Genomic DNA, 18,194 nt, shown 5'->3' with positions numbered 1-18,194 from the left:
TCCCTTGCGGGGCGCCGTAAACCGGGTATGACTCTATGACCGCCTTACCTGCACCGCGACGTCCATCGGGTATCTGTTCTGTATGAAACGATAAGGAGATCGAACATTCATGGCTTATCCCATCTGGCAGGTTGGGTTGGACATTCAGAACGGCGTAATGCGCGCCCTGGCCGTACAACGTCGCCGACATAGCTGGCAATTACGCCATTGGTGGCAATTGCCGTTACCAGACGGCACATTACGCGGCGGTAGTCTACATCATCCCGCTGCACTTTGTACGGTTCTTCGTCAATGGCGGCATGAATTGCCACGATTTGTTTCACTACGGTTGGGGTTTCCCGCCCCGCGTGTACTGCAACAACGGCTGTCGATGCCAGACCATCGTCTGCGTGAACCGCAACGTGGCGAATATATTCGTAAAATGGCGGCCAAAGTACTGCCGGTGAGCGGCGACGATCTGGCGCTGGATTATCGTCCTGATCCGCAGGCTCCCAATAAGCTATTGGTCACTGCGGCACGTCAGACGGAACTGGATATCTGGCTGCATTGTCTGCGTGATGCCGGTCTGCAGCCCGATGCGGTAGATATCACACCTTGCGCATTGCGGTGTATGGCGGCACGGGCCGGGCTGGCTGGCGATCGTCTGCTGTTGCACCGGTTTGACGATCACTGGCTGTGGGTGTCACCGCTGGACGCACCTTTGGCATTCGGCACGTTTCATCCGGATGAGATAGCGGGCGACCCGACGGGTACAGGAGCCGAGCACGAACTATTAAAGTACGTGAGCACTTGCTATCAAAAAGAGATCCCACCTGCAGCCTATCTCAGTGCCTCTGTTCCTGTGACATTGCAGCAAGCGTCTGCCGGGCTGATTTCCTGGTCGCCGCTGGCGGCATTTGCGCAACAACAACCCCCATTACCCGCATTTCCTGCCGCTTTTGCCATTGCAGGGGGGCTGGCGATCCGCCCGGAGGATTCACCATGCTGACTGTGAATCTTCTGGCGTGGCGACCTCGCCTGTTTTACCGGCGTATACGCTTAAGCCTGTTGCTGACCGGTATCGTGGTGGTGATTGTTGGTTATGCGGCAGTCATCGCCTGCGTGAACTACCGCCAACAACTGGCATGGCGGCAACAGCAGGTCGGGCTGACACAGTCGCAACAGGTGCGCTATGAACAGCTCCACCACCAGACGTTCGCTGCCTGGCAGCGACGTGAAACCCGGTTGGCGCAACTGGCGGCACAAGAGCAGAGCCAACGCCAGAACCAGCGTTATCAAATCCTGCTTGCACAGCTACCGTCGCTGATGCCTGACGCACTTTGGCTGACAGAAATTGGCGATAACGGTGTGCGTTTATCGTTGTCAGGAGTGAGTAATCACTATTCAGCTATTGTCACGCTGGCGAAGGCGATGTCGGCATTACCGCAAATAGCCCATGCCAGTGTGCAACAGGCCGATCGTGATCCTAAGAATAACGCCCGGCTGAGTTTTTCGTTACGTCTGCACTGGCAGGCTATAGGCGAGGTGGGGGCGAAAGGATGATGAACTGGCTTTATTCCCGGGTCGCACATTGGCTGACCGCGCCGCTATGGTTGTGGCTGCTGGTTCCCCCAATGCTGGTCATGTTGGCGGCGGTTGTCATCGGTGGAATATGGATGCAGGCGCAGCAGCGACAGTTACTGCAACTCGAACAGCAAGTCCGTGATAGTGAACAGGTCATCAGACAGTGGCGAGAGAAAATTACCGCGTTACCGACACTACACGTATTACAACGCTGGCTTGCTGAGCAGCCTTCTTTGGCAGAAGACAGGTCGGTAAATCGCCTCGCGTCGTTACTGGATGCGCCATTACGAGACAGTGGTGTTCAGCTTGAAAGCTGGCATCCATTGCCGTCGGAGGGCGCTAATGACGGGTCACCTGCCTGGTTACTGGTTTTTAATGCACAGTATGGTGCAACCCTGAATTTCCTGTCGCGTTTTCAAGCGCTGCCAGTGGTGCTGCGCATCGACCACATTACTATCCGAAAGGCCTCTGCCGGGCTGCGTACCGAATTGCGGCTTTCGCTGCCGCAAGCGCTATCAGCGAAGGTGGCGCAATGAGTCGCTGGCAAGGCTGTGCACGGTGTGTCGTGGGGCTTCTTGGCGTGGTGAGTACAGCGGCATACTGTGATTCAGTAATACGCGAGTCCGCTATGCGCGATCCGTTCCAGCCCTTGTCGGAGATGTCGTGTAATAGCGGGCAGGATCAGCAGAAATGGCAACTCAAGGGAATGGTGGGGTCATCGTCGCGGTGGATTGCCTGGCTGGTACAACCGCAAATCGGCTGGTTACGCGTTCGTGATGGTGACGTTATTCCACCCGGTGACTGGCAGATTACCCAGCTTGACCGTGGCGGCGCAACGTTGCGTCAAACGGGGGGGAAAGTGAGCTGTGGAGTGGCGGAAATACGTCTTGGGCCGCCTTTTCATCACAACAAGGAATGAAGGATGAAGACAGGATGTTTTCCCGGCAGACGGTTTTACCGGTACGGCTGGTTGATGATGTTATGTGGCAGCATGCTGGCCAAAGCAGGTAGCGGTGAGCCGGTTTCACTGGTCTTTGACGACGTTCCGGTGCAGCGAGTTTTGCAGGCGCTGGCAGACCACCAGCAACTTAATCTGGTGGTGGCACCGGGGGTAGTAGGTAACATTAGCCTGAATTTACAGCAGGTTCCCTGGCAGCAGGCGCTGGATATTATTCTGCGCATGGGGCAATTGACGGTTGAACAGCAAAATAGCGTCATGATGGTTTACCCCGATACCTATGTGAAAGACCGTCAGCAGAAACAGGAAGAACAAGCGGCTAAGCAGCGTTTGCAGCTACCGTTGCAAAACTTGTCCGTCACCTTGCAGTACGCGGAAGCGACGGAGGTGGTGGCGAATCTGCAAAGCCAGCGCGGTACGTTGCTGACGGAGCGCGGTAACGTCACCGTCGATAAACGCACCAACACGCTGCTGATTCGGGATGTTGCCCCTGCGCTGGAACAAATTCGTCCCTGGATTGACGCGTTGGATAAGCCATTGTCGCAGGTGCAGTTGGCGGCGCACATCGTCACCATCAGCAGCGAGCATCTTAAAGCCTTGGGAGTGAACTGGGGGCTGGGGGAGGCCTCTATAGCAGGGCAGGCGATGCAAATGAACAACTTCACGGTCAACCTTCCGGTTGAATCGCCTGCCGTTAACGCCGGGTTCCACCTGGCAAAGCTCAATGGCCGATTACTTGACCTGGAGCTGATGGCGCTAGAGCAGGAAAACGAGGTAGAGATTATCGCCAGTCCGCGCCTGTTTACTGCGCATCAACAAACGGCCAGCATCAAGCAAGGCACAGAAATCCCGTATCAGGTATCCAGCGGCGCCAGCGGTTCGACATCGATCGAGTTCAAGGAAGCGGTGTTAGGGATGGAGGTCACTCCCAGAATTCTGCATGGCGGGCAGATTACGCTCAACCTGCTGATTAGCCAGAATATGCCGGGGCGGGCTATCAAGCAGGGGGAGGGCGGAGAAATCCTGGCGATCGATAAACAGGAGATCCAGACTCAGGTCACCGTGCAGGATGGCGAAACCATTGTGCTGGGTGGGATTTTCCAACAGCAGAAAAATCAGGGGGAGCGTCAGGTACCAGGTTTAGGGGCGTTACCGGGCATTGGTCGGTTGTTTCGCGCTACAAACCAGCAGCATACACGCCGCGAACTGGTCATCTTTATTACGCCTACGCTGATTCAGGCGGCCAAACGAGCACCCGCGACCTGATTATCCTAAAACAGCGGGCAGTAAGGATGTGTCTGCCCGCTTTATGCACTCGCTTTGTGAAATAGTGCCCTTCATAGTTTGACGATCCCGTCGTTTTAGCATACAAGGATAGCGGCTTGAGCACGGAAGTGGTGTTACATCAGCAGTGTAGATAAAACGCACGGTTTATGATGACCTGGTTTGTGTGGCGTTTTATTCGGTTGCCAAACCACCCTGAGTATTGAGATAATTTTTTGTCTGATTCTCGCACTATCGCTCATGAGGTTTCAGTTTAGGTTCCGCCGCAGGTTACATGGCGGGGCGGGTTATCATTAACGAATTTCTTAGTAATACCAAAAAAATGGCAGAGAAACGCAATATCTTTCTGGTTGGGCCTATGGGTGCCGGCAAAAGCACTATTGGCCGTCAGTTAGCTCAGCAGCTCAATATGGAATTCTTCGACTCCGATCAAGAAATTGAGCGTCGTACCGGGGCTGATGTGGGCTGGGTATTTGATGTGGAAGGCGAGGAAGGCTTCCGCGAGCGCGAAGAGAAAGTCATTAATGAATTGACGGAAAAGCAAGGCATTGTACTGGCAACCGGCGGCGGTTCGGTGAAATCACGCGAAACCCGCAATCGCCTGTCAGCACGTGGCGTGGTGGTGTATCTGGAAACCACGATTGAAAAACAGTTGGCCCGTACTCAACGAGATAAAAAACGTCCGTTGCTTCAGGTTGAAAGCCCACCACGCGAAGTATTGGAGGCGTTGGCGAAAGAGCGTAATCCGCTGTATGAAGAAATCGCCGATGTTACGATTCGCACCGATGAACAAAGCGCCAAAGTCGTTGCCAACCAGATTATCAGCATGCTGGAAAACAACTGATTTTGTGCAATCTCCTGTATACCGCAGGTCTCTGACAGATCAATGGAACGTGCATGGAAAGAGTCACCGTAACCCTCGGGGAACGTAGTTACCCCATTACGATCGCCGCCGGTCTTTTCAACGATGCGGCTTCTTTTATGCCGCTGAAGGCTGGCGATCAGGCCATGCTCGTGACCAATGAAACGTTGGCTCCATTGTATCTGGACAGGGTGCGTAGTCTGCTGGAGAGCAGCGGCGTACGGGTGGATCAGGTTATTCTGCCCGATGGCGAGCAATTTAAGTCGCTGGCGGTGCTAGAGCAGGTGTTTTCCGCATTACTGGCCAAACCGCATGGTCGTGATACTACGCTGGTAGCATTGGGCGGAGGCGTCATCGGTGATTTGACCGGTTTTGCTGCTGCCTGTTATCAACGTGGCGTTCGCTTCATTCAGGTTCCCACCACATTGTTGTCACAGGTTGACTCCTCTGTCGGTGGTAAAACGGCAGTCAATCATCCGCTTGGCAAAAACATGATTGGTGCGTTTTATCAGCCCGCCTCGGTGGTTGTCGACTTGGATTGCCTACAAACATTGCCTGCACGTGAGCTCTCCTCCGGGCTTGCCGAAGTGATCAAGTATGGCGTTATCCTCGATCGCGTCTTTTTTGAATGGCTGGAAGCGCATATCGACGAGATCCGTCGGCTCGAAGGTGCGCCGCTGGCCTACTGTATCCGTCGTTGTTGTGAACTAAAAGCTGAGGTAGTGGCCGCGGATGAACGTGAATCCGGGCTGCGTGCCTTGCTGAATTTAGGCCACACTTATGGACATGCCATTGAAGCGGAAATGGGGTACGGCAACTGGTTGCATGGCGAAGCCGTAGCGGCCGGAATGATGATGGCCGCTCATGCGGCGCGTCGCCTCGGGCAGTTGAGCGCAGATGACGTTGAGCGTATCAAGTCGCTGTTGCTGCGGGCTGGTTTGCCTGTCACCGGACCGAGCGAAATGGTTCCGCAAGCGTATTTACCGCACATGATGAGGGATAAGAAGGTTTTGGCCGGAGAGTTGCGTCTGGTTCTGCCTACGGCAATTGGTCAGTCAGAAGTCCGGTCGGGTGTATCGCACGAACTGGTGCTGGCATCCATCGCCGACTGCCTTCCCTAAACCTTCAGCTGGGCTGGCTGAATAGCCAGCAGGTGGAGTCGCGGTGGTTTACGTTTAAAATACAATGCCTTATGATTTAGACTTTCGCAGCGTCAGAATGTGTGCGAAAGCTAGCCTTTCAGTGGGAGGGTAAAATGGATGAGTTCAACCCGGAAGAAGAGTTGAAACCGGATACCAGTGATCGACGCCCCGTGCGTCAGCAGAGAAGAAGCAAAAGTTTCTCTGCCCCGAGTGTTTCGCTATCCAGACAACACACCATGATTGGTATCGGTATTGTGGTATTGGTGCTGCTGATCATCGGCATCGGCTCTGCCTTGCAGTCACCCAGCCAGAATACGCCTTCAGCGCCGTCACCCACCGCAGGTTCTGGCAAGAATATCGATTTGTCATCGTCCATGTCTTCCAGCCAGGTGCAGGGAGCATCGCCGACGGCACCCCAGCCTTCTTCCCCGGTACCGGTAAGCAATAACCCGAATGCAGGGAGTAGCGCTCCGCAGGCGTTAAGCGGCCAGCCGGTTTCTGGCACCCCTACACAGGCGCCATTGCCTGCACAGAATAACAACCAGCAGCGTATCGAGTTGCCGGGTAATATCACCGAGGCATTGTCTCAGCCTCAGCAGCAAGACAGGGTAAACGCCTTGTCGGCTGGGTTGCCGACCGAACCGGCTACCATCTTGTCGCCGACCACCAAGGCCGGGCGCTCGCAGCCTGTGGAGAAGGCGCCTTCACGTGTGCAAGTTGAAAAGCAGCCTTCGACTGTGTCATCCCATGAAACGACGCTATCCCATAAAACGGTCGCAGAAGCTAAAGAGGCAGCGAAGCCTGCTACGAATACGCATCGCGGCCCTACGACCGCTGTAATGCCCGCACCATCGAGCAAACCGGTTGCGGTGGTTAAACCTGCGGCGTCAGCCGCGAGCCAGAGCAGTACGGCTATCCAGAGTGCGCCTGCCAGCCACTTTACCTTGCAGCTCAGCAGTGCGTCTCGTGAAGATTCCCTCAAGGCTTATGCACGGGAACAGCGACTGGCGAATTACTGGGTGTATGAAACGAAACGTGACGGGCGGCCCTGGTATGTGCTGGTGAATGGCGTTTACGCCACATCGGAAGATGCCAAGCGTGCTATTGCGTCCCTGCCTGCTGATGTTCAGGCGAAAAAACCATGGGTCAGGCCGATCCGTCAGGTGAAGCAGGACTTGACCAAGTAAGACCAAATTGGCCCTGATGTGCTGTCTTAACAGAGTACAATCCGTGGCTCTGAACTGTGTGAGTAACTAACGACGGCATGAAGAAAAACCGCGCGTTCTTAAAATGGGCCGGTGGGAAATATCCGCTGGTGGAGGAGATTCGCCGATATCTGCCAGCGGGAGAGCGATTAATCGAACCTTTCGTGGGTGCGGGTTCTGTGTTTCTCAATACCGACTACGACAGCTATATTCTGGCGGATATTAACAGCGATCTCATTAATCTTTATAAAATTGTCAAAACTGAAACCGATACGTTCATTAGCGATGCCCGCGAGTTGTTTGTTGATGAGGTGAATACCTCGGATGTTTTTTATCAGTTGAGAACGGAATTTAACCTCTGCACCGATGACTATCGCCGTGCGTTGCTGTTTCTGTATCTGAACCGGCATTGTTATAACGGCTTGTGCCGCTATAACATGCGAGGTGAATTCAATGTGCCGTTCGGGCGTTATAAAAAGCCCTATTTTCCGGAAGAAGAACTTTACTGGTTTGCGGAAAAGGCGCGAAACGCCACGTTCGTTTGCGAGCATTATCAGCAGACGTTGACCAATGCGACCTCAGGCTCGGTGGTGTATTGCGATCCGCCTTATGCGCCGCTGTCGGCAACGGCCAATTTCACGGCGTACCACACCAACAACTTTAACCATCAGGATCAGCAAAATCTGGCGCAGTTGGCACAACAGTTGTCATCGCAAAACCAGATCCCAGTGCTGATTTCCAACCATGATACGGTACTGACTCGCGAGTGGTATCGTGATGCGTCATCGTTGTATGTGGTCAAGGCGCGTCGCACCATCAGCCGCAATATTTCGGGCCGCAGTAAGGTCAATGAATTGCTGGCGTTGTACTGCCGGGCGTCTTGAGTGTCACCAGAGGCGACGGGCAGGGGGATAACGGTGAGAAAAACCTCACCCTTGTTCCCCTAACAGAGTGGCTGCGCAGGTGTGTCATCAGTGGGTGTACCCGGCAGCGGAATGCAGACTTGATGGTTTGGAGAAACGCATGAAACCGTTTTTAATCGCCCCGTCTATTTTGTCGGCTGATTTTGCCCGCCTTGGCGAGGATACCGCGCGCGCTCTGGCTGCCGGAGCAGATGTCGTCCACTTTGATGTGATGGATAACCACTATGTCCCCAATTTGACGATTGGCCCGCTGGTGTTGAAATCCCTGCGCAACTACGGCATTACCGCACCGGTCGATGTGCATCTGATGGTAAAACCGGTGGACAGACTGATACCTGATTTTGCCGAAGCGGGTGCCAGCTTCATTACGTTTCATCCCGAGGCATCTGAACATGTCGACCGTACTCTGCAACTGATCAAGAGTCATGGTTGTAAGGCCGGTCTGGTGTTTAACCCGGCCACCTCACTGAGTTATCTTGATTATGTGATGGATAAGCTGGATATCATTTTGCTGATGTCCGTGAACCCGGGCTTCGGTGGTCAGTCATTCATTCCTTCTACGCTGGATAAATTACGCCAGGTGCGTCAGCGGATTGATGAAAGCGGCTATGATATCCGTCTTGAGGTCGATGGTGGCGTCAAAGTCGATAACATCGCGCAGATTGCGGCAGCCGGTGCGGATATGTTCGTCGCCGGTTCGGCGATTTTCGGCCAGCCGGATTACCGTGCGGTGATTGATAAGATGCGTCATGAGTTGGAGACAGTACGTCATGGCTGATTTTGCGGCGATTCGTGGGCTGGCGTTTGATCTGGATGGTACGCTGGTTAACAGCGCGCCGGGGCTGGCCGAAGCGGTGGATATGGCATTAGGTGCATTGTCGCTGCCGCGCGCGGGTGAAGAGCGAGTATCCACCTGGATTGGTAACGGTGCCGATGTACTGATGGAGCGGGCGTTACGCTGGGCAGGGGTAGAGCCAACGAGCAGGCAGATTCAGGACACCCGTTCACTGTTCGATAAGTACTATGCCCGCACGGTAGACAGCGGCAGCCTGCTGTTTCCCGAGGTGAAGGACACACTGGCCGAACTGGCCGCACGTGGTTTTCGTATGGCCGTCGTCACCAATAAACCGACGCCCTTTGTCGCGCCGTTGCTGGATGTGCTGGGGATAGGGCACTATTTTTCGCTGATTTTAGGCGGCGATGACGTTACCGAGAAAAAACCGCATCCGGCACCGTTGTACATGGTGTTGGGTAAACTGGGGCTACGGGTAAACGAATTGCTGTTTGTCGGCGATTCTCGTAATGATATTCAGGCTGCCCGAGCCGCCGGATGCCCGTGCGTCGGCATGACGTACGGTTATAACTATGGCGAGGCGATCGCGTTAAGTCACCCTGACGTGGTGCTGGATCGCTTTGCGGATTTATTGACCCTTGCCGGGTTACCCTTTTTACACGATCAGGAAGCATGACATGAGTAAGCCCATTGTATTTAGCGGCGCACAGCCGTCAGGCGAGTTGACCATTGGTAACTACATGGGTGCGTTACGTCAGTGGGTCAACATGCAGGATGATTTTGACTGCATTTATTGCATCGTGGATCAACATGCGATCACCGTGCGTCAGGATCCGCAGCAACTGCGCAAGGCGACACTGGATACGCTGGCGCTCTATCTGGCCTGCGGTATCGACCCGCAAAAGAGCACGATTTTTGTCCAGTCGCATGTGCCGGAACACGCACAACTGGGGTGGCTGCTGAATTGCTATACCTATTTCGGCGAACTGAGCCGCATGACCCAGTTCAAAGACAAATCTGCCCGTTATGAAGAAAACATCAATGCTGGGTTGTTTGACTACCCGGTGTTAATGGCGGCTGACATTCTGCTCTACCAGACTAATCAGGTACCGGTGGGCGAAGACCAGAAACAGCATCTGGAACTGAGCCGGGATATCGCCCAGCGCTTCAACGCGATTTACGGTGAGGTGTTCCGTGTTCCTGAACCGTTTATTCCTAAATCCGGCGCGCGGGTGATGTCTTTGCTGGAGCCGACCAAGAAGATGTCGAAGTCAGATGACAACCGCAATAACGTCATTGGCCTGTTGGAAGACCCGAAATCGGTGGTGAAGAAGATCAAACGCGCAGTCACTGACTCCGACGAGCCACCAGTGGTGCGTTACGATCTGCAAAACAAGGCTGGGGTGTCCAACCTGCTGGATATCCTCTCTGGCGTGACGGGGAAAGCCATCCCTGATCTGGAGAAAGAGTTTGAAGGGCAGATGTATGGTCACCTGAAAGGCGCGGTAGCCGATGCGGTTTCCGGCATGCTGAGCGAACTGCAGGCGCGTTATCACCGTTTCCGTGATGACGAAGCCTTCCTGCAGCAGGTGATGCGTGATGGGGCACAAAAAGCCAGCGCCCGTGCGCAGGAAACGCTGCGTAAAGCCTATGACGTGGTGGGGTTTGTCGCTCGCCCGTAATCTGATCGTTCGTTATCTGGTCGTGGTTATTTGTATTCACACAGCGCCGCTTCTTATCGGAAGCGGCGTTTTTTATTGATGTTATTCTGAGCGATGGATAAGGAAAATAAAGATGATATACCCGTCATACTTCAAGTTGCAGGTGCGTTGGCTGCCCTCGCTCACCCCCAGTCACTTACTTGAGTAAGCTCCTGGGGATTCATTCGGTTGCCGCCTTCCTGCAACTTGGATTATTTAGGGTATAGAAATAGAGATTGTAAATAGGGCAATTGCATAATCATCGGGCGGATAATTTTCACAAATGTTATAAATTGCCTAATGACCTCGCGGTAAACTTCCTCAATAATCGACATAAATAAAACGCAATTTTATTAAATCAGCACTGTGTTTTTATTTTTATCAATTCATAAAAACCGATGCTGGCGGGCGCTTCATCTTCAGGCAGGTAATCAACGTGAAAATTGAATCCATTGACGTCACCGTCTTCACTTATCCCACTCGCCGCGTTTCTGACAGCGCAGGACATTCCCATCCCGGCGATGAGCATCAGGCTAGCATGGCGTTGCTGACCATCAGCACCGAGGATGGGCACAAAGGGTATGCATTTGCGCCGCCGGAAGTCATTCGGCCCTATGTGGTGAACAGTTTTTTCCGCAAAGTACTGATTGGGCAGGATCCTTTTGACCGTGAGCGTTTATGGCAGGATCTGGTGCACTGGCAGCGCGGTAGTGCTAACCAGTTAACTGACCGGGCGCTGGCTATCGTTGAGCAAGCCTTGTGGGATCTGGCGGGGCGGGTACTGAACATGCCGGTCTATAAACTGCTGGGCGGCTACCGCGATAAAGTACTGGCATACGGCAGCACCATGTGTGGCGACGAACTGAAAGGTGGCCTGTCGACGCCGGATGAGTACGGTCAGTTCGCCGAAAAACTGGTCGCGCGCGGTTACAAGGCCATTAAATTGCACACCTGGATGCCACCGGTATCATTCGCACCCAGCCCGCAAATGGATGTGAAAGCCTGTGCGGCGGTGCGTGAAGCGGTGGGGCCGGATATCAACCTGATGCTGGATGGCTACCATTGGTATAGCCGTAGCGAGGCACTGTATATCGGTCGTGAGCTGCAAAAACTGAACTTCACCTGGTTCGAAGAGCCGATGGAGGAACAGAGCATGGCATCCTACAGTTGGCTAAACAAAAATCTGGATATCGATGTCATCGGGCCAGAAAGTCTGGGCGGGAAATATTTCAGCCGTGCCGACTGGGTGAAAGAGGGGGCCTGTGACATCCTGCGTGCCGGGGTGCAGGGTGTGGGCGGTATTTCACCGTGTCTCAAAGTGGCACATCTGGCGGAGGCCTTCGGTATGGATTGCGAAATTCATGGCAACGGGGCACCCAATCTGGCCGTCGTGGGAGCGATTAAAAACTGTCGCTGGTATGAACGTGGCCTGCTGCATCCCTTCATGAACTACGACGAACCTGCCGCTTACCTCAATTCGCTGGTGGACCCGATGGACGAAGACGGTTTCGTCCACCTGCCACAACGTCCTGGCCTGGGCGAAGATATCAACTTTGACTGGATCGAAGCACACACGCTGAGCCAGCATTAATCGTCAGGTAGCGCATCATTCTTTTGACCCTTTCTCTCCCCCGGTTATGATGTTTCGACTCCGGGGGAGCGTGTGGCGGCTATCATAATGTTCAGTCGGCGGGTGGGAGAGCAAATAGTGCTCTTTTTTTCGCCAATGGGTGGCCGTGATCGCGTAAAAAAAGGTAAATGGGTGGCGCAGAAAGGTACGGCTATTTAAAATCGGTACGCTTTCTGTCGTTGATCCTCAAAAGGAATGCTTCATGTCAAAACGTATACTGGCAGCGGTAGTGACTGTATTTGCCCTGACCGCTTTTTCACCGGCTTTTGCCGCTACCACGTCCACTCACGTGTTGCTGACAACCACCGCAGGTAACATTGAACTGGCGCTGGATGATCAAAAAGCGCCGATTTCCGTGAAAAACTTTGTCGATTATGTCAACAGCGGTTTTTACAATGGCACTATTTTTCACCGGGTCATCCCAGGGTTCATGGTTCAGGCTGGCGGTTTTAGCAGTGATATGAAACAGAAAGCCACCAATCCGCCTATCAAGAATGAAGCGGATAATGGTCTGCGTAACCTGCGCGGCACTATTGCTATGGCGCGTACCAGTGAAAAAGATAGCGCCACCAGTCAGTTCTTTATCAATGTAGCGGACAACGCTTTTCTGGATCACGGTCAGCGTGATTTTGGCTACGCGGTATTCGGTAAAGTCGTCAAAGGCATGGAGGTCGCAGACAAGATTTCTCAAGTCCAGACCGACAATGTCGGGCCGTACCAGAATGTACCGACGAAACCTATCGTCATTCAGTCAGCAAAAGTGATTAAGAAGTAATCGCCTGTTGGTTTGACATGTCTTTCGCATCATTTCCCCATTCCCGCAGCAGGATGCCGCGGTGTGGGGAAACTGCTCCAATTATTTTTTAGACAGCGACAGCTTTTTGTCATCAATTAGCATGTGCTGAGTGATCACTTCGTACACCACGTAGTGGAATAGCTCCGTCATACCTATCTGCTGCTGCTCAAACCGTTGTAGTAGCTCGCTTGCCCGATAGAGCAGGTGGCTGTGTAAACGGGCGTGATAACCGACGTCTGGATGCTGCTTTTCGCGCAGCATTTGCTCTTCATGCTGCATGTGCTCGTGCAGTAAATCGATAAGCTGGCTGACCTGCTGTGAGAATTCTTCCCGTGTTCCGCTACGCAGTATTATCTGCAATAGCGCATTAGCCTGACGAAACAGGTTCTGGTGTTCTCTGTCGACATCCGGATGACCGGTAGCGTAACTGTAGTGCCAGGTCAGATGAACCAGATTGGTATCTGGCAACACCATCAACGAATTATCGACAATCAGTGCTTCCGTTTCGACACGGTTACGGCCTGCCGCTTTAGCACGGTAGAGCGCGGAGTCGGCCCGGCTTAGCCAGCTTTCCCAATGGTCGGTAGACTGACAAACGGCAATACCAATGCTGGTTGTCACCTGCAGACCGTTGGAAAAACGTTGTGATTCGAGCGCCTGCCTGATGCGTTCAGCGGTCAGTATCGCACCGCCGATACCGGTAGACGGCAGAATTGCGACGAACTCTTCGCCTCCCCATCGCCCCAGTACATCGGTAGTGCGCAGCGTAGTACGAGCAATGTGCGCGAATGCTTTGAGTACTTCATCCCCCGTTGCGTGGCCGTAATCGTCGTTTACTTTCTTAAAATGATCCAGGTCGAACATCAGCAACGACACGGGGTAGCCGTATCGCTCCAGACGGTCCATTTCCTGGCGGGCTATCTCTTGTACCCGGATGCGGTTCCAACAGCCTGTCAGGTTGTCCTGGCGCAGCATCAGGCTGTTGAGATGGTCTGAACGATCCTTCGTCATCATGATCAGCCCGTTGGCAATGAAGAGCAGTGTGGCGAGACTCGCCACATTGATAATCGTCAGTGCCGGGGCACTGGCGAGTAATGAAGTCGGATAATTACCGCTGGATAGTAACAACAATAGTCGATGGATAAGGCTGAGGATATTCACCGTCAGCCCCAATACCATCAGGTTGCGTCCCCGAACCGGTTGATCGGTTGCCTGTGTCAACAAATACCCAATCACCACAAAGGCTTGTAGCATGCACAGAATACTACTGACCAGTGTGCGGGCTTTCTGGTTATCCAGCATGATGCTAAAGAACACGGCGGCAAATACCGCTGGCATCCACAACAACCAGTGGGGAACACGCCGTTGCTGGAACGTGGCGACAGACAGAAGCAGTAGTGAGTAGGCCTGCGCAATCAGGATGTTAGAAGGGATGATGGATAGCGTGTCAGGAATTTGGCCGCGTAATGCATACAATGTGTAGGCTGTGCCGTGGAAAACTAATGCCCATGTACAAATCATCAATTCCCGATCCCGATGGTTATGCGCTGCCCAGCGCACACACAGGGCCAGGGCAAAACTTGAGACGATGATCATCATGAACATTGTGGGGACATCGACTCGCATGTATCACCTCAAAATAAAAAAAAGCAAAAAGTGACTGTCACTGGCATTCGTTGTTATTCGTGAATGCTCAGCGGAATATCAGTTAGATTTTATTCTTCTTCCTTACTGCGGTCGGCTTTATTGATACCGACACAGTAGCAAATCCAAATATAGTGAATTTGCAGTACAGGAGCATGACAAGGCAGGCACACGATATAAAAAGCGTGTCTGAACGTCTGTACTCGTTGCTTGCCTGTTTATTGCCGTCCGATGGCAGGATACCGCGTAGCGTGGCGGAATAGTGCCCGACTAGGGTGAGGATCAGGAGGGCCGAATAGGATGTCGTTCGGCAACGCAATGGCATCGTCATCCTGATGATGACCTGTCCGGCCTGTTTTGCTGTGTGTCTGTTTTTGCGATGTCGGTCTGTGTCGCTGTGTTTGATAGTATTGATATACGGTTTAGCGATGGTTGTTGTCAATATACCCGTCATACTTCAAGTTGCAGGTGTGTTGGTTGCATTACTCGGCCCATCCCTGGGCCTCGCCCTTTCAGGGCCGCAGCACGCTGCGTTCAACTCTGCTCCCGGCAGAGTTGTCGTTCACCCGAATCACTTACTTGAGTAAGCTCATCGGGATTCACTCGCTTACCGCCTTCCTGCAACTCGAATTATTTAGGGTATAAGCGCGTTATGCCAACAGAAAAAAGGGAACCTGCAGCAGGTTCCCTTCTATTTTTTAACGCGTTGGTAATGCATTCGGGTGGGGGGTTATTCCAGGTCTTTCGCCATTTGTTGCAGCCAACTGTCCACACCGCTGGATGGTACCGTCAATGTACGCGTAGTCGCGGTCGCGGTGGGATAACCACCGACTTCGCTCTGGCTGTTGACGAAGGTACCGCTACGTTTCTGGAAATCGCTAACGATGCGTTTGTCCACCGCGTCGCGGTCTTTCGGTCGCGCACCGGCGTGCTGCGTTACCTGATTGGCTACCGACGAGGGACTGAGCGCCGTCAACCCGGTGGGCCAAACGGGGGCGGACTTCAGCAGGTTAATGCCGGTACCGGAGGTCTGCGCGACGGCTTTGCCTGCTTTATCGAAAGCCAGATTGTCGCTCATCCAGACATCGCCGCCAGTGGTATTGCTGCCGACCAGTGAGAGATCGGATTTGGTGTTGGCACCGTAATACATCACGTTACCGGCGATCGCGACTTTGGCGTTCACCGGCAAAGAGCGGCCTTCCCACTCGCTTTGTATCGCCCCGATGCGGATACCCCAAATTCCTGGGTTGTAGATCAGGTTGTTGACCACAACGCCGGTGGTTGCACCTTTAAACCATGGGTTGCGTTCATTGTTATGGGCATACAGGTTGCCGATGATCGCCGCGTTGGTCACGTTATCGTGCACCAGCGTTCCCATCGAGTGGATGCCTTTGGAGTGGCTGGAGTCGTACAGACCTTCCGCAATAATGTTATTCGAGAAGGTAACGTTATGGGCGGTGCCGGACTGGCCGTCGTAACGCGGGCCTGAAACCGACAGGTTTTCATCCGTACCCCAGGCAAAGCTACAGTGATCCACGACGACGTTGTAGGCATTCGGTCCATACAACGATACGTCTTTCTCAAAACCACTCTTCTTGGCGTGACCGTTATCACCAATGCGGAAACGGATATGCTGCATCAGGACATCATGGGTGGTGATCATCATGCCACCCTTGACCAGGGTAATACCGGGTGACGGCGCGGTTTGCCCGGCAATGGTCACGTAAGGCTCGGCGAGCCGAATGTCCTGCTCGTTGAGGTCAATAATACCGCCCACTTCGAACACGATAACTCGCGGGCCTTTGGTGGCCAATGCTTCGCGCAGCGAGCCGGCACCGCTGGAAGCCAGCGTGGTGACGCGGATAACTTTGCCGCCGCTGCCGGCTACCGTCTCGGTACCGAATCCTTTCAGGTCAGGGGCGGCGGTGCTGGCGGCCTGAGCAGTCAGCACGCAGGTACTGAATAGCAATGTAAATAAAAGGGTATGTTTCATGATGGCTTGATCCCTATGCCGGGGCGTGTTCGGTCTGATAGCAAGGTGCTGTCAAACAAAAGGCGGGTGAGTAATGATGGCTCTCCCGCCCTGAATCAATCATGCGTCCTGCGCCCGGTTTTGCCGGGCGCAGGACGTTCCAGAGGTCAGTCAGGCTGACGGGAGCGTATTACTTACAGGCTGCACTGGTCAGTGTTGCCAGGTTTTTGCCAACACCGGCGTAGTTAGCCAGTTTGTCCTTCACGCACTGGGCGCTAACCGGGCTGTAGCTGTAAGGCACAGTCGGGTAGGTGCCGGTGGACGTCCAGCTGTCGGCGTTGACGTAAGCCTTGGTGTCGGCTGTCCAGGTAATGTTGTAAGTCGCAAAATCGGCCGGTTTGGTGATGTTGTTATTCTTCAGTACCCAGGTACCGAAATTGCTGCCGTCATAGCGTGAGGTTACCGGGCTTACCGCATTTTCGAACCAGTTGTTTTCGATCAGCGCTTTGCCATTCTGACGGACGTTCAGGCCAGAGCTGGTGATATTGGTGTACAGGTTGTTGTACGCATGGACATTACCACCGCGTTGCAACGGCAGACGGGCGTTAACGTCGTTGTAAACGTTGTGATGGTAGGTGATGTTGCGTTCAGCGCTGTCAGAAGAACTGAAGCCCGCCAGACCGACCTTCTTCACACCATGGATGTAGTTGTAGGAGATGGTGACGTAAGTAGCACCTTTTTTGATGTCGAAGGCGGATTCAAAGGTGGTGTCGCCGTCTTTGGTACCGTCACATTCGTGGTTTGCCGCAAACAGCTCGTTATGGTCCAGCCAGACGTTCGGCGAGTTGTCGATACGGAACATGTCGCCATCCTGAGCGCCGCCTGGCATGTAGCCGAGACGCATGTTGCGTACCACAACATCGGAGGAGTTGACTATCCAGATACCGAAGTTCGCGGAAGAACCGTTGGCACCGATGATGGTGATGCCTTTGGTGAAGTCTTTGATTTCCACGCCACGAGCATCTTTGCTCCACTGACCGCAAATGTTGGCGGCTGCCGCGTTGATCAGACTGTCTTCGTTACCGGTATAGGTGATAATCAGCGGGTAGGCACCGCCTTTCACTTTTTTACCGTTGGCATCCACTTTGGCGGCATCGATGATATTTACAATATCCTGCATGGACGCAGCCGTTTTGCTAACCGCGCCCGTGACGTTACCACCGTCCGTTTTGGTATAACCGCCGGTATCCGCAGCCAGGCTGGATTGACTGAATGCCAGCAGCAGACCGGCGGCAATGGGAGTAATGAGTGATTTCATGAGTCGTGTTCCTGTTTTTTAAAAAAATATGAAATGGGCATTTATCGTTCCACATGCCCTTATTGGTGGTTGATGCAGCCGCGATATTCCCGTCATGCTTCATGTTGCAGGGGCATTAACTGCCGTTCAGTCACACAACTCATGCAGGGTACACATAAGTAAAACCGAATCGCATGAATCAACCTGTGCTCAGTTTTAGCTCAAAAAGACGACATTTCAATAGGTGAAACGGCAGTTCATTATTAGTAATGGTTATGTTTTTTCAAATTTTGACAGACGTCACTCTTTGTGGACGGAGTTCTGACCTGCTGGTTATAACCTTTAATAATTAAAAACCTGCCGATTAGTAAATTCATTCACCAGATGAGTGGCAGGCTGATCCATACCGGGAAAAGAGCAGGCGA

17 protein-coding genes are annotated in these 18,194 nt (G+C 53.3%); 14 read left to right on the top strand and 3 right to left on the bottom strand.

Annotation, left to right across the window (positions count from 1 at the left end; genetic code table 11):
* The first annotated feature begins 109 nt into the window (after nucleotides 1-109).
* The 14 genes from pilM to ppiA all read left to right on the top strand — a co-directional run bounded on the left by pilM (nucleotide 110) and on the right by ppiA (nucleotide 12,835).
* The gene (pilM, locus tag DZE2538_RS17950; protein ID WP_038916906.1) at nucleotides 110-988 is read left to right on the top strand and encodes a type IV pilus biogenesis protein PilM; all 879 of its coding nucleotides are present in this window, start codon (nucleotides 110-112) and stop codon (nucleotides 986-988) included.
* Complete coding sequence (locus tag DZE2538_RS17945; protein ID WP_038916905.1) at nucleotides 982-1,542, top strand: PilN domain-containing protein; 561 nt, start codon at nucleotides 982-984, stop codon at nucleotides 1,540-1,542. Before pilM ends, DZE2538_RS17945 begins: the two co-directional genes overlap by 7 nt.
* The gene (locus DZE2538_RS17940) at nucleotides 1,539-2,099 is read left to right on the top strand and encodes a hypothetical protein (RefSeq protein ID WP_236616977.1); all 561 of its coding nucleotides are present in this window, start codon (nucleotides 1,539-1,541) and stop codon (nucleotides 2,097-2,099) included. Before DZE2538_RS17945 ends, DZE2538_RS17940 begins: the two co-directional genes overlap by 4 nt.
* Nucleotides 2,096-2,482, top strand: coding sequence for a HofP DNA utilization family protein (locus DZE2538_RS17935; protein WP_038916903.1), 387 nt, complete (start codon nucleotides 2,096-2,098; stop codon nucleotides 2,480-2,482). The genes DZE2538_RS17940 and DZE2538_RS17935 overlap by 4 nt, the downstream gene beginning before the upstream one ends.
* A 3-nt stretch (nucleotides 2,483-2,485) precedes the next feature.
* The gene (hofQ, locus tag DZE2538_RS17930; protein ID WP_071603592.1) at nucleotides 2,486-3,787 is read left to right on the top strand and encodes a DNA uptake porin HofQ; all 1,302 of its coding nucleotides are present in this window, start codon (nucleotides 2,486-2,488) and stop codon (nucleotides 3,785-3,787) included.
* A gap of 340 nt (nucleotides 3,788-4,127) precedes the next feature.
* Entirely contained in the window at nucleotides 4,128-4,649 is a 522-nt protein-coding gene (gene aroK / locus DZE2538_RS17925; RefSeq protein WP_023640907.1) for a shikimate kinase AroK, read from the top strand.
* Nucleotides 4,650-4,702: 53 nt separating this feature from the next.
* A complete protein-coding gene (gene aroB, locus DZE2538_RS17920; protein WP_023640906.1) occupies nucleotides 4,703-5,788 on the top strand; it encodes a 3-dehydroquinate synthase in 1,086 nt (361 codons plus the stop codon).
* A gap of 134 nt (nucleotides 5,789-5,922) precedes the next feature.
* Complete coding sequence (locus tag DZE2538_RS17915; protein ID WP_038916902.1) at nucleotides 5,923-6,996, top strand: SPOR domain-containing protein; 1,074 nt, start codon at nucleotides 5,923-5,925, stop codon at nucleotides 6,994-6,996.
* Nucleotides 6,997-7,073: 77 nt separating this feature from the next.
* Nucleotides 7,074-7,898 (top strand): adenine-specific DNA-methyltransferase, encoded by an 825-nt coding sequence (gene dam / locus DZE2538_RS17910; RefSeq protein WP_019845157.1) that lies wholly within the window; start codon nucleotides 7,074-7,076, stop codon nucleotides 7,896-7,898.
* A 139-nt stretch (nucleotides 7,899-8,037) separates the two neighbouring features.
* Nucleotides 8,038-8,715, top strand: coding sequence for a ribulose-phosphate 3-epimerase (rpe, locus tag DZE2538_RS17905; RefSeq protein ID WP_038914749.1), 678 nt, complete (start codon nucleotides 8,038-8,040; stop codon nucleotides 8,713-8,715).
* Nucleotides 8,708-9,406 carry a phosphoglycolate phosphatase gene (locus tag DZE2538_RS17900; RefSeq protein WP_038916901.1) on the top strand — a complete coding sequence of 233 codons (699 nt, stop codon included), beginning with the start codon at nucleotides 8,708-8,710 and terminating at the stop codon, nucleotides 9,404-9,406. Before rpe ends, DZE2538_RS17900 begins: the two co-directional genes overlap by 8 nt.
* Nucleotide 9,407: 1 nt before the next feature.
* Nucleotides 9,408-10,412 carry a tryptophan--tRNA ligase gene (trpS, locus tag DZE2538_RS17895; RefSeq protein WP_012886398.1) on the top strand — a complete coding sequence of 335 codons (1,005 nt, stop codon included), beginning with the start codon at nucleotides 9,408-9,410 and terminating at the stop codon, nucleotides 10,410-10,412.
* Nucleotides 10,413-10,866: 454 nt separating this feature from the next.
* A complete protein-coding gene (locus DZE2538_RS17890) occupies nucleotides 10,867-12,021 on the top strand; it encodes a mandelate racemase family protein (protein WP_023640900.1) in 1,155 nt (384 codons plus the stop codon).
* A gap of 241 nt (nucleotides 12,022-12,262) precedes the next feature.
* Nucleotides 12,263-12,835 (top strand): peptidylprolyl isomerase A, encoded by a 573-nt coding sequence (ppiA, locus tag DZE2538_RS17885; RefSeq protein ID WP_012886395.1) that lies wholly within the window; start codon nucleotides 12,263-12,265, stop codon nucleotides 12,833-12,835.
* An 81-nt stretch (nucleotides 12,836-12,916) separates the two neighbouring features.
* Here the strand turns inward: ppiA and DZE2538_RS17880 are convergent, their stop codons facing one another.
* The 3 genes from DZE2538_RS17880 to pelB form a co-directional block, all read right to left on the bottom strand.
* Complete coding sequence (locus DZE2538_RS17880; protein ID WP_236616976.1) at nucleotides 12,917-14,377, bottom strand: diguanylate cyclase; 1,461 nt, start codon at nucleotides 14,375-14,377, stop codon at nucleotides 12,917-12,919.
* Between the two features lie 853 nt (nucleotides 14,378-15,230).
* Nucleotides 15,231-16,493 (bottom strand): pectate lyase PelZ, encoded by a 1,263-nt coding sequence (gene pelZ, locus DZE2538_RS17870; protein ID WP_038916899.1) that lies wholly within the window; start codon nucleotides 16,491-16,493, stop codon nucleotides 15,231-15,233.
* Nucleotides 16,494-16,662: 169 nt separating this feature from the next.
* Nucleotides 16,663-17,790 carry a pectate lyase PelB gene (gene pelB / locus DZE2538_RS17865; protein WP_038916898.1) on the bottom strand — a complete coding sequence of 376 codons (1,128 nt, stop codon included), beginning with the start codon at nucleotides 17,788-17,790 and terminating at the stop codon, nucleotides 16,663-16,665.
* Nucleotides 17,791-18,194: the final 404 nt, after the last annotated feature.

This window comes from Dickeya zeae NCPPB 2538, assembly GCF_000406165.1.
In the GTDB taxonomy this organism is placed as follows: domain Bacteria; phylum Pseudomonadota; class Gammaproteobacteria; order Enterobacterales; family Enterobacteriaceae; genus Dickeya; species Dickeya zeae.
This window is presented reverse-complemented; position numbering and strand designations above follow the sequence as displayed.

Coding starts and splice junctions, on each gene's coding strand:
- aroK (WP_023640907.1), top strand. CDS start 4,128: ATGGCAGAGAAACGCAATATCTTTCTGGTTGGGCCTATGGGTGCCGGC.
- pelZ (WP_038916899.1), bottom strand. CDS start 16,493: ATGAAACATACCCTTTTATTTACATTGCTATTCAGTACCTGCGTGCTG.
- ppiA (WP_012886395.1), top strand. CDS start 12,263: ATGTCAAAACGTATACTGGCAGCGGTAGTGACTGTATTTGCCCTGACC.
- DZE2538_RS17945 (WP_038916905.1), top strand. CDS start 982: ATGCTGACTGTGAATCTTCTGGCGTGGCGACCTCGCCTGTTTTACCGG.
- DZE2538_RS17915 (WP_038916902.1), top strand. CDS start 5,923: ATGGATGAGTTCAACCCGGAAGAAGAGTTGAAACCGGATACCAGTGAT.
- DZE2538_RS17940 (WP_236616977.1), top strand. CDS start 1,539: ATGATGAACTGGCTTTATTCCCGGGTCGCACATTGGCTGACCGCGCCG.
- trpS (WP_012886398.1), top strand. CDS start 9,408: ATGAGTAAGCCCATTGTATTTAGCGGCGCACAGCCGTCAGGCGAGTTG.
- pelB (WP_038916898.1), bottom strand. CDS start 17,790: ATGAAATCACTCATTACTCCCATTGCCGCCGGTCTGCTGCTGGCATTC.
- DZE2538_RS17935 (WP_038916903.1), top strand. CDS start 2,096: ATGAGTCGCTGGCAAGGCTGTGCACGGTGTGTCGTGGGGCTTCTTGGC.
- hofQ (WP_071603592.1), top strand. CDS start 2,486: ATGAAGACAGGATGTTTTCCCGGCAGACGGTTTTACCGGTACGGCTGG.
- dam (WP_019845157.1), top strand. CDS start 7,074: ATGAAGAAAAACCGCGCGTTCTTAAAATGGGCCGGTGGGAAATATCCG.
- aroB (WP_023640906.1), top strand. CDS start 4,703: ATGGAAAGAGTCACCGTAACCCTCGGGGAACGTAGTTACCCCATTACG.
- pilM (WP_038916906.1), top strand. CDS start 110: ATGGCTTATCCCATCTGGCAGGTTGGGTTGGACATTCAGAACGGCGTA.
- rpe (WP_038914749.1), top strand. CDS start 8,038: ATGAAACCGTTTTTAATCGCCCCGTCTATTTTGTCGGCTGATTTTGCC.
- DZE2538_RS17900 (WP_038916901.1), top strand. CDS start 8,708: ATGGCTGATTTTGCGGCGATTCGTGGGCTGGCGTTTGATCTGGATGGT.
- DZE2538_RS17880 (WP_236616976.1), bottom strand. CDS start 14,377: ATGATTTGTACATGGGCATTAGTTTTCCACGGCACAGCCTACACATTG.